Genomic DNA, 9867 nt, shown 5'->3' with positions numbered 1-9867 from the left:
GGGTCTCGGTGAGCAGGGTTGTGCCGCCGACAAACATGAAGTTCCAGCCCACGCCGAGCAGGAATAGGGCCAGCCAGAAGTTCATGACCGCAACTCCAGCCAAGGCCACGCCGACGCACATGAGCATGAGGATAACGCCCGTGAGGATGACGGGCGCGACGCCAAAGCGCTTGATCAAGGAGCCCGTTACGAAAGAGGGAGCGAACATGCCGATCACATGCCATTCGATGACGAAGGCGGCGTCATGGTACGGGTAGTGCTGCTGGCTCATGGCGATGGGGGTCGCCGTCATGAGCAGGTTCATGACGCCGTAGCCCACCGTAGCGGAGAGGACTGCCACCGCGAAAGCGGGCTGTGCCATGATGCGCAAGAGAGGCCGCCCCGCAGCGCGCTGCTCGTGTGCTTCCATGGGGGGAATGGCGATGAAGGAGGTGAGCAGCATGGCGAGCACAGAAAAGGCCATGAGGGAAGCGTACGAGCCCATGTACGGAAGCGGGAGCAGATTTAGCGTGAGCTTGCTGCTCTCGGGGCCCAGGACCCCACCGGCGATCCCCCCGGCCAGTACCAGGGAGATGGCCTTGCTCTTGAAGTCCGGGCTGGCGGTCTCCGCCGCGGCGAAGCGGTAATACTGGCCGAAGGCGTTATAGACGCCTGCCACCAGCGTGCCGAGGCACAAGATCCAGAAGCTTCCGAGCTGAACGGCCAAAGTGCAGAGGGCCGAGCCGATGAGGCCGAAGACAGCACCCGTCATGAAGCCGGCGCGCCGTCCCACCCGTTTCATCCAGAAGGAGGCGGGCAGGGTAGAGAGGGCGCCACCCACCACATACGCGGTCACGGGCAGCGTCGCCAGCGTCTTGACCTCGGCCAGGGCGAAGCCGGCGAGCCCGTTGATGGAAATCAAGATGACGTTGTGGGTGAAAAGCAGCGCCTGGCAGGCGGCCAGCACTAGGACGTTTTTCCGGGCTCGGTCCATGATCGGAGGTTATAATCTTTTTCGTTCTCGCGCTTGCCGCGGGCACCGGAGGGGCGGGGCCAGGGCTCGTGTGGGAAAATGCAATCATAGTCCAGAAAGCATGGGGCCATCGCGTGCTCAGGCGCTCGTCCGGGCAGGGTGCAAAGCCCCTCATGGTGGAAGAACGACACAGGCGTTTCGTGGTGGCGCTGGTGCAGGCGGCGCCAGTCGCCTTTGATCGGGCCCGCACCCTGGAGAAGGTACGGACGCCTTGGGGCCGTCATCTGCTGGGAAAACTACATGCCGCTGCCGTCCATGGCCATGTCCGCGAAGAACATCCAGCTCCATTGCACCCCCACCGCCGACGACCGTGCCACTCGGCTTCCCACCGTACAACACGTGGCTCTGGAAGGTCGCTGCTTCGTGCTCTCCTGCAATCAATTTACCCGCCGCCGGGACTTTCCCGCCGACTTCCCGCTGGTGCAGGGGGACGACCCCGGCACGGTGATCCGCCGCGGCGGGAGTTGTATCGTGGACCCCCTGGGACAGGCCCTGGCGCAGTCCGACTTCGAAGGCGAAACCATCCTGACCGCCGAGATCGACCTGGGGGAGATCGTGCGCAGCAAATACGATTTCGACGTGGTGGGCCACGACACCCAGCCCGACGTGTTCCGCCTGTACGTCAACGAGCCGCCCCCGCCGCCCGTGGTGGCCGCGGCAGGTGTGCCCGAGGACCTATTTGCCGAGAAGGGTTGAGTTCAGCGGCGGCCCGTCGCTAGATGATTGTGATCTTCCGCTTAAGATCACCGTTGGCCGAGCTTGTGCGATGCTCGGCAGCGTCGCCTTCGCGTTGAGCTAAGAATTATTAACATTTTTGCTCTTGACTCTGTACCATCATACACAGAATAAAGTTGCCTCCGCAAAAACCAGGAGGGGGCATGGAGGGTTGGACCATCGGGGAAGCAGCCCGGCGGGCGGGGGTTGGCGTCGAGACGATCCGCTTCTACGAGCGAGAGGGACTGATCGAGCAGCCGCCGCGACCGAATGACTCGGGCTACCGTCGCTACCCGGAATCCACCATTCGCCGCATCCGTTTTATCCGGCAGGCGCGGGAACTGGGGTTCTCCCTCAAGGAAATCGGCGAGCTGATCCATCTGCGCAGACTGCCCGGCGCCGACGCCTCCCAGGTGCGGGCCTGGATGGAAACCCGCCTCGCCCAGGTGAACCAGCGCATCGGCAAGCTCGAGCGGTTGAGGCGTGTCCTGGAAGCCTTGATCGCCTCCTGCCCGATGGGGGGGCCCCTGTCCCAATGCGCCATCATCAACGCCCTGGAGCAGGGCGTCATCGCGATCCAGGCGGAAGAAGAATGAGCGGGCGGTGCGCCCGGTCGGCGCGGGAGCCCCGTGCTGCTCTTTTCCGTCAGGATCAGCCCCGCTTCTCGAACGGGCCGTCCCGGTCCAGCACGATGTCGAAAATCCCGACCGGCTCACCCGTTTCGGTACGGGCGTCGAAGGCGACGATGAGGCTTGCCCGGGCCTTGGGATCGCGCACCGCATTGAGGATGAAATCCCATTCGTTTTCCGGCGCCCCGGCCACATACATCTGGGTGACGAGCGGGGAGAAGTCCTCGCCGCCGATGGCGAAATGGATGTGGGGCGCGCGCCCCGGGTAGGGCACCGGCTTGATGGTGCGGAAGCGGTAGGCGCCGTCTTCCCCTGTGACGAATTGGCCATAGCCCTGGAAGTTGGGATCGATGGGCCGGTCGCTGCGGTCGTGGGGATGGTGATAGCGGCCGAAAGCGTTGCACTGCCAGATCTCGAGGCGTGCCTTGCGCACCGGCCGCCCGTTGCGGTCCAGGACGCGCCCCACCACGTGCACGATCTCCCCGTGGGCGAGACCGGGGCGGCCGGCGACGCTGGCGAGATCGTTGTCCTTCTCGAGCGGCAGGGCGAGGGGATAGAACGGACCCCGGGTCTGCCGCGGTGTGGGCACGAGCGCCGCGAACAGGGCGGGGCACATCATGAGCGTCCCTGCCCCCAGCGCGCCGGCGAGAAAACGCCGCCGCTGGAAACGGTCAGCCGTGGGCAGGACAGGCGAGGATTTAGTACGCTTGCTTGACACGCAGGTATTCCTCCCGGTTCATGGAAGTCACGGGAATTTCCTTGAGCCGGTTGCCCTGGAGCACCTGCAGTCTCACCACGGTGCCGGCGGGCCCTTTGGCCCACAGTTTGCGGTAGAAGTCGGCTTGGTTCTCGAACGGCTCCCCGTCGAGCCCGGTCACGATGTCGTTGGGCCGGATGCCGGCTCGGTCGGCAGGGCCTTCGGGGGCGACCCGCACCACGAACAGACGCCCTTGTATCTCTTCGGTCGACAGCCCAAGCCAGGGCCTGGGGGGGCCCGCGCGCCGGCCGTCGTCCAGCAGATCGGCCAGAATCGGCTTCAAGGGGTCGATGGGCACGAACATATTGCCGGGGAAGCGCACCCCCGGTTCGACGGCATCGGGCACCAGCAGGGAGCCGATGCCGAGCAGCCGTCCATCACGCCCGATCAGGGCGGCTCCTCCCCAGTTGAGCACAGGGGGCACGGTGAAAATGGCATTCTCCAGCAAGTATTCCCACGCACCGGTGAACTGGCGCCGGGAAACCACCATGGCGACCGCAGTGGCGGAGGGACCGCCGAAGCCCGCGATCAGTACTTCGTCCCGGGCCTTGAGCTGGCTGGCATCCCCCAGCTCGATGGGGGGCACGGGCACGGGCGTGACGGTGCGCACCAAGCCGAATCCTGTCGCGTGATCGTAGGCGATCAGGGTGGCGGCGTGGGTCTTGCCGGTGGCGTCGGTGACTTCGATGCGGTCGGCCTCGAGTACCAAGTAGCCGATGGTAAGCACGAGACCGCTGGCGTCGATCACCACGCCGCTGCCTTCCCGCTCGTGCCCGAGGTAAGGTGCGGTGCGGGCCTCGGGCAGCGCTTGGGTTTTCACCCGCACCACCGCCGCCAGGGGATTGGGTCCCGGCACAGCGTTCTTGGTCTCGGCCGTCGCGGCGGCGGGAGGGAACGACAGGCTCGCCCAGAAAAGCGCAAAGACCGCGATTGCCTGCCCGAAGCGGCGTGCGGGGCAGCGGTATGCGGTCACAGATTCTCCCTGTCCGGTCCGGGTAATCAATTCTTTAGGCGGTTCGATGCGGGCAATAGTTCGGAGCCGCAAAGCGCGTGGCGGGCCGCATAGGCAAGGGCAATCCGTTCTGGGAAAATAAGATTTTCAAGAAGGTGCGAGAGGTAACCGGCGACGGGCTGCACGATGGGTATGGATCGGCGAAAACAGGATTTCGAGGCCAAGAAGCTGGCCAAACGCCTGCGCCGCCTGGCGGGACAGGCGATCCACGACTACCGGATGATCGAAGCCGGCGATCACGTGATGGTGTGCCTCTCGGGGGGCAAGGATAGCTACACCCTGCTGGATCTCCTGCTGTCCCTCCAGCAGAAGGCCCCGGTCCCCTTCCGCCTCACCGCGGTTAATCTGGATCAGAAGCAGCCCGGCTTTCCGGCACACGTGCTGCCGCAGTACCTGGCGGGCCGGGGCGTTGCCTTTCGCATCGAGAGCCAAGACACCTACAGCGTGGTCAAGCGGGTGATCCCTGAGGGCAAGACGCTCTGTTCCCTCTGCTCCCGGTTGCGCCGCGGCATCCTGTACCGGGTCGCCTCCGAGATCGGCGCCACCAAGATCGCCTTGGGTCACCACTGCGACGATCTCCTGGAGACGTTCTTCCTCAACCTGTTCTATGGGGGAAAGCTTAAGGCCATGCCCCCCAAGCTGGTGTCCGACGACGGCCGTCACGTGGTGATCCGGCCCCTTGCGTACTGCCGCGAGCGGGACATCGCCGCCTATGCCCAGGCCCGGGGTTTTCCCATCATTCCTTGCAACCTGTGCGGTTCCCAGCCCAACCTGCAGCGGCAGGCGGTGAAGGAGATGCTATTGGAATGGGAAAAGCGCTATCCAGGGAGGATCGAAAGCCTGTTCCGCAGCCTCCAAAACGTAGTGCCTTCCCACCTTGCCGACTTGCGGCTGTTCGACTTCGTTAATTTGAGGCCGTCCGGCACGCCCCAGCCCGAGGGCGACCGGGCCTTCGACCCCGAGGAGTTCCCCCAGCCGGTGTTCGCGGAGGATTGAGGACTAGTTGCGGCTTTCCCGCCGTGAGTCCCGAGCCCCTCCCCCTCCCGCAGAGCGCCACCGTGCGCCTGCCCGACGGCCGTCGCCTCGGCTATGCTTCCTACGGTGACCCCAAGGGCGTGCCGGTGCTGGTGTTCCACGGGTTGCCGGGCTCTCGCTACCAGCGGCATCCGGACCTCGAGCTGGCGACTCGGCTCGGAGCGCACATCGTCGCGCCGGAGCGGCCAGGATTTGGGCTCTCCGATCCGCTGCGTTTGCGCCGCCTCATGGATTGGGCGAACGATGTGGCGGCCCTCGCTGATGCGCTGGGCTGGGAACGTTTCGCGGTGGCGGGCGTCTCCGCCGGCGGCCCTTATGCTTTGGCCTGTGCGGCGCGGCTCACGAAGCGCATCCTTCGGGTGGCCGTGGTGAGCGGTGTCGGTCCGCCGGGGTCGATGCCAGGCGGCATGCCCATGGCATGGACGGTGCGGGCCGCGTTCCAGCTGGCGCCGCGCTTTGCCTGGCTGCTGCGCCCGGCCCTCGCCGTGGCCTCCGCCTTCGGACGCGCCTGGCCCGAGCGCTATCTCGATTTGCTCGCTTCCCACCTTCATCCGGTGGACCGGGAGGTGCTGAGGAGGCCCGCAGTGCGCGCCATGTTTGCCCAGGATCTGATCGAGGCCCTGAAGCGCGGTGCCGAGCCCTTCCTCCAGGACCTGGGATGCATCGCCTCTGACTGGGGTTTCGATCCGCGGACGATCCAAGTGCCGGTTGAGCTCTGGCACGGAGACGCGGACCTCATGATTCCCCTGTCCGCGGCCTTGGCCCTGGAGCGCCGGCTGAACCGGCCCCGGCTGGAGCGGGTCCGCGGCGCTGGCCACTTCCTGGGGATCGACCGCTGGGCGCAGATCCTCGGCCGGCTCATCGCGCCCCTGTGAGAGCGGCTTGCCGCGCGCGGGATCGGGCGTCGAACGAAGCGGACCGGGCCCTTCCCACCCGGGGCGGATCGCAGGCCTGAGAGAGTGTCGAGCGGATGGCGGCGGTGTCGCAGATCTGGACGCAAGGACCTGTTCACCCTTCCCGCTCCAGGGGCCGGGAACGGGTCTATTTTCACGGGGCTGAGGAGGTCCCACGACCCGCAACGCATCGGCGCCGCCTTTCCCACCGGGGAGAGAGGGCGTGGGCTCAGCATGTTGCAAAAAGCCGGGAGCGCGGTCCGGACGAGACGACGGTTGCGGCCGAAGCTTGGCGGGGGACTGGCACGCTCCTTGCGAACCTGCTGGCTGACCGGCGAAGCTCTTCGGCCGGGGTTCGAAGAGGGAAAGGAAAGGAAATGGTGGAAACGCCACGCGCCAGCTTGGGGGAAGCACGCCCGATCTGGGGACAAAGCCTCGCGGCAACGGAGGTGGATCACATGGTCGTGCTCTATAGCAGCCAGAACTATTACGTGGTGGAGTATCCGATGCAGTGCGGCCTGGAGGTGATCGACCGCCAAACCCGGCGCGGGGTGTTCCTCACAGGGGAGCTCGCCTCCACCATCCGCGTGTCCATGGAGCACGTATTGGCCGAGAATCCCTCTCAGGAATCCATGGACCAGTTCCTGGGCGAGTTCGAGGGCTTGCTCACCCAGCCGGTGATCCTGCACTGAGCTTCCGGGGCCGCACCCTCGCTGGGATCGTCGCTTCCGCGGCGCAGCGCCCCCATAAAGGCGCCGGGGACCAAGCCTTGGCGCATCTCCCCGACCCTCGCGCGCCGCTCCCGGACCTTCCGGGCCAGCCTGGCCGGCGCATCACGCAAGGCCGACGCAGCCATCCAGCGTACGGATGCCAGCTGCAGGCCAGGGGCCGCATCCCGCACAGACGGCCTCTTAGCCCTTCGCGTGCCGGGGGAGAATGGATCACCCCCTGGGAGGGCAAATACCCGCATGCCTCCTGCCGTAAAGGCTTGCCCTGCATCGCCCGCACGGTGCGGGCACTTGGCACCAGTGCCTCGCCCGGATGACACCGGGCTTCCTCCTCGGCTGCGCTCGGGCTAGGTGCGCCACCCGAGGCGTCGCTTTCTGCCGCCGAGCGTCACAGCGTTCCCGGTTGCGGCCCGAGCAGCCTGACGGGAAGCAAAAATTTGTTAAGCTTGGCCAGGCACCGGGATGCGATCTTTGCGTTCGGGGCCTGAGGTGCAGCCGTGCGGGGCAACGCTGACGGCTCAGTAGCCGCGGGTTCGCGGCAGTGTGCACGAGGAGAAGTTTGTGAAGAGACAAGTAGGGATGCTGCCATGGGCCGTGCTGGGGGCGGTCCTCTCCCTCGTTCCGGTGGCCTCCGCGGCGCTGCCCCCTGGTCGTGCGGGGGAGATCCCCACCCTCGCGCCTACGCTGGCCGAGGTGACGCCCGGTGTGGTCAACATTGCGGTGATCTCCCGCGCCCAAGACTACGACAACCCGCTGCTGCGAGATCCGTTCTTTCGCCGTTTCTTTAACCTGCCCGATCCCCGTCCCACCATCAGCGCTGGTTCTGGCGTCATCGTGGACGCGGCCCAGGGTTACGTCATTACTAACCATCATGTCATCCAGAGGGCCGATCAGGTGGTGGTCACCACTCGGGATCGACGGCGCTTCAACGCCCGCCTGGTGGGCAGCGACCCGGGCACGGACATCGCACTGCTCAAGATCGACGCCGACAACCTCAAGGCGATCCCATTCGGCGACTCCGACGCACTGCGGGTCGGCGATTTCGTAGTGGCCATCGGCAACCCCTTCGGTCTAGGGCAGACAGCCACCTCCGGAATCGTGAGCGCGCTGGGCCGCACAGGCCTCAACGTCGAGGGCTATGAGGATTTCATCCAGACCGACGCCTCCATCAATCCCGGCAATTCCGGAGGCGCCCTGGTGAACCTCCGAGGCGAGCTGGTGGGCATCAACACGGCCATTATCGCGCCCTCCGGCGGCAACGTGGGCATCGGCTTTGCGGTGCCTTCCAACATGGCCCGCCGGGTCATGGATCAGCTCATTCGTTTCGGCGAGGTGCGGCGAGGCTGGCTAGGGCTCACCGTGCAGGACTTGACGCCGGACCTCGCCAAAGCCCTAGGCGTCAGTTTGACCGAAGGCGCAGTGGTGGTGGAGGTGGCCGAAGGATCTCCCGCAGAGAAGGCCGGATTGAAGCCACGGGACATCATCACCTCGATCAATGGCCGAGCGATGCGCACCTCGAGCGAGGTGAGGAACGAGCTGGGGCTCACGCCCGTAGGCGAGCGGGTGGAGATCCGGGTGCTGCGGGAGGGTAAGCCCCTCACCCTCACGGCGCGCATTGGGGAAGTGGGCGGTCCGGGAGGCGGTGGGGTCGCCGTACCCCAGCTCGCCGGGGCCCGCCTGGTCGAGGTGCAGCGGGGCGGCCGGCCCCAGGGAGTGGGCGTGGTTTCCGTGGAGCGGGATTCGGAAGCCTGGCGGCTCGGTCTGCGCCGGGGCGACGTGATCATTGCCGTGAATCAAAAACGGGTCGCGTCGCTCGGGGAGCTGCGGGAAGCCCTCAAAGACGCAGACCGCACCCTCGCCCTCACCATCGTGCGGGGAGACGCGGTGCTCAACTTGATCGCCCGGCGCTGAGGCTCAAGCGGTCTGGGACTCTTCCTGGGCGTGTGGTGGAGCGGGACGCTTCGGCTCGGGCAATGGATAGTAGTAGTAGCCCCGGATCGGCTCTTGTACTTCCTTGTAGCGCCGTTGCTCCTCCAAGTCGATTTTCTTGTCCCACCAGCGGGAGCGGGCCTTGCGCTGTTCTTCGGCGAGGTGGGGATTCTTCTCCATGAGCTCCCGGATGAACTTGGTCACGTCCGATTCGTACATGGCGCGCTCTGGAACGCAATGATGGGCCCGTTTTCCGGAGCGCTATTTTAGCATTTCAGGGCACGCGCTGCGGACCGTGGGGGGCCATGGTATCGTGACCGGGTCGGGGCCGAAGAAGGAGGGCCGATGGAGCCGGGAAAGAAGGCGCTCAGGAGCCAGGCGCACTCCGGCCACAGTGGATCATCGCCCCGGGGGAGCAGGTGGCCCCCCGGGTGATCGCCTGGGCGATGGGAGCGTTGGCGCTCGCCTTCTGCTTTGCGGAGGCCCGGACTGCCGGAGAGGAGCGCTTCGAGGTTCCGCGTCCACCGGAATGGAAGCTGAGCCTGTCCCTCGCTTGGCCCGATTTGCGCATGCTGGAATATCTTCCAACGGACCAAACTCTGGAGGCCTGGCAGGACCGGTTGACGATTCAGACCTTTCCGCGGCTTAAGGAGATGTCCCTCGAGCGCTATCTCGATTCCATCGGCCGGCAAGCACGCCGCGTCTGCGACCAGGTCCAAGTAAGTGAGATCGTCACCGGAGCCTTGAACGGCTATCCGACAGCGGACATGGTGCTTTATTGCACCCGGTTCATCGAATCTGGCCAGGGCGAGATCACCTTGTTTCGGGTGGTGCAGGGCATCGAGGGACTCTACGTGGTGCAGCGGGCTTGGCGCGTGGCGCCCTTCAGCCTTACCGCGCCTCCTGTCGAACCGGGGGTCATGGCCCAGTGGGCCGAGTATCTACGGTCCATCACCGTGTGTCATCCGGCCGTGCCTGCGCATCCCTGCCCGTAGGAGGCGTAAAAAAAAGCCCCGCGTGAGCGGGGCCTTCCGAGCAGGATTTCGGGTGCCGATCAATAGTCCATGTCGCCCGCGCCGTGGCCGGCCGAAGCAGGGGCCTTTTCCTCCTTCGGCAGCTCGGCCACCATGGCGTCGGTGGTGAGGATCAGCCCGGCGA

General features: G+C 65.9%; 11 protein-coding genes. 7 read left to right on the top strand and 4 right to left on the bottom strand.

Going from position 1 to position 9867, the window contains the following annotated elements; translation table 11 throughout:
- Positions 1 to 973 (bottom strand): MFS transporter (locus V7Q81_RS12085; protein WP_333843622.1); only part of this gene is annotated, 973 nt, incomplete at its 3' end.
- Positions 974 to 1111: 138 nt separating this feature from the next.
- Between V7Q81_RS12085 and V7Q81_RS12080 the strand changes: the two genes are divergently transcribed.
- Together V7Q81_RS12080 and V7Q81_RS12075 are read left to right on the top strand one after the other, a co-directional pair.
- Positions 1112 to 1708, top strand: coding sequence for a nitrilase-related carbon-nitrogen hydrolase (locus V7Q81_RS12080; RefSeq protein WP_333843620.1), 597 nt, complete (start codon positions 1112 to 1114; stop codon positions 1706 to 1708).
- Between the two features lie 182 nt (positions 1709 to 1890).
- Positions 1891 to 2322, top strand: coding sequence for a MerR family transcriptional regulator (locus tag V7Q81_RS12075; protein WP_333843618.1), 432 nt, complete (start codon positions 1891 to 1893; stop codon positions 2320 to 2322).
- A gap of 55 nt (positions 2323 to 2377) precedes the next feature.
- On the opposite strand, the gene V7Q81_RS12070 is transcribed toward V7Q81_RS12075, so the two are convergent.
- Positions 2378 to 3073, bottom strand: coding sequence for a protocatechuate 3,4-dioxygenase (locus V7Q81_RS12070; RefSeq protein ID WP_333843616.1), 696 nt, complete (start codon positions 3071 to 3073; stop codon positions 2378 to 2380).
- Positions 3054 to 4085 carry a S1C family serine protease gene (locus V7Q81_RS12065; RefSeq protein WP_333843613.1) on the bottom strand — a complete coding sequence of 344 codons (1032 nt, stop codon included), beginning with the start codon at positions 4083 to 4085 and terminating at the stop codon, positions 3054 to 3056. Before V7Q81_RS12065 ends, V7Q81_RS12070 begins: the two co-directional genes overlap by 20 nt.
- Before the next feature lie 165 nt (positions 4086 to 4250).
- Between V7Q81_RS12065 and ttcA the strand changes: the two genes are divergently transcribed.
- The 4 genes from ttcA (at position 4251) to V7Q81_RS12045 (ending at position 8691) form a co-directional block, all read left to right on the top strand.
- Entirely contained in the window at positions 4251 to 5120 is an 870-nt protein-coding gene (gene ttcA / locus V7Q81_RS12060; protein WP_442954832.1) for a tRNA 2-thiocytidine(32) synthetase TtcA, read from the top strand.
- Between the two features lie 23 nt (positions 5121 to 5143).
- Positions 5144 to 6034: an alpha/beta fold hydrolase gene (locus tag V7Q81_RS12055; protein WP_333843610.1), complete on the top strand. Its 891-nt coding sequence runs from the start codon at positions 5144 to 5146 to the stop codon at positions 6032 to 6034.
- A 395-nt stretch (positions 6035 to 6429) separates the two neighbouring features.
- Positions 6430 to 6744, top strand: coding sequence for a DUF3567 family protein (locus V7Q81_RS12050; protein WP_333843608.1), 315 nt, complete (start codon positions 6430 to 6432; stop codon positions 6742 to 6744).
- Positions 6745 to 7341: 597 nt separating this feature from the next.
- A complete protein-coding gene (locus tag V7Q81_RS12045) occupies positions 7342 to 8691 on the top strand; it encodes a DegQ family serine endoprotease (protein WP_333843606.1) in 1350 nt (449 codons plus the stop codon).
- Between the two features lie 3 nt (positions 8692 to 8694).
- Here the strand turns inward: V7Q81_RS12045 and V7Q81_RS12040 are convergent, their stop codons facing one another.
- On the bottom strand, positions 8695 to 8928 hold the full coding sequence (locus V7Q81_RS12040; protein WP_333843604.1) for a DUF3460 family protein: 234 nt from the start codon (positions 8926 to 8928) through the stop codon (positions 8695 to 8697).
- Between the two features lie 200 nt (positions 8929 to 9128).
- Between V7Q81_RS12040 and V7Q81_RS12035 the strand changes: the two genes are divergently transcribed.
- Positions 9129 to 9704, top strand: a complete 576-nt coding sequence (locus V7Q81_RS12035; RefSeq protein ID WP_333843602.1) for a hypothetical protein — start codon at positions 9129 to 9131, stop codon at positions 9702 to 9704.
- Positions 9705 to 9867 lie beyond the last annotated feature (163 nt).

Origin of the sequence: Pelomicrobium sp. (assembly GCF_036803785.1) — a bacterium.
GTDB lineage: Bacteria > Pseudomonadota > Gammaproteobacteria > Burkholderiales > UBA6910 > Pelomicrobium.
The sequence above is the reverse complement of the archived record's forward strand: the minus strand, read 5'-3'. Positions and strand labels throughout refer to the sequence as shown.

What these genes read in the sequence shown, in the direction of transcription:
- V7Q81_RS12075 (WP_333843618.1), top strand. Translation starts at nt 1,891, where the DNA reads ATGGAGGGTTGGACCATCGGGGAAGCAGCCCGGCGGGCGGGGGTTGGC.
- V7Q81_RS12050 (WP_333843608.1), top strand. Translation starts at nt 6,430, where the DNA reads ATGGTGGAAACGCCACGCGCCAGCTTGGGGGAAGCACGCCCGATCTGG.
- ttcA (WP_442954832.1), top strand. Translation starts at nt 4,251, where the DNA reads ATGGGTATGGATCGGCGAAAACAGGATTTCGAGGCCAAGAAGCTGGCC.
- V7Q81_RS12040 (WP_333843604.1), bottom strand. Translation starts at nt 8,928, where the DNA reads ATGTACGAATCGGACGTGACCAAGTTCATCCGGGAGCTCATGGAGAAG.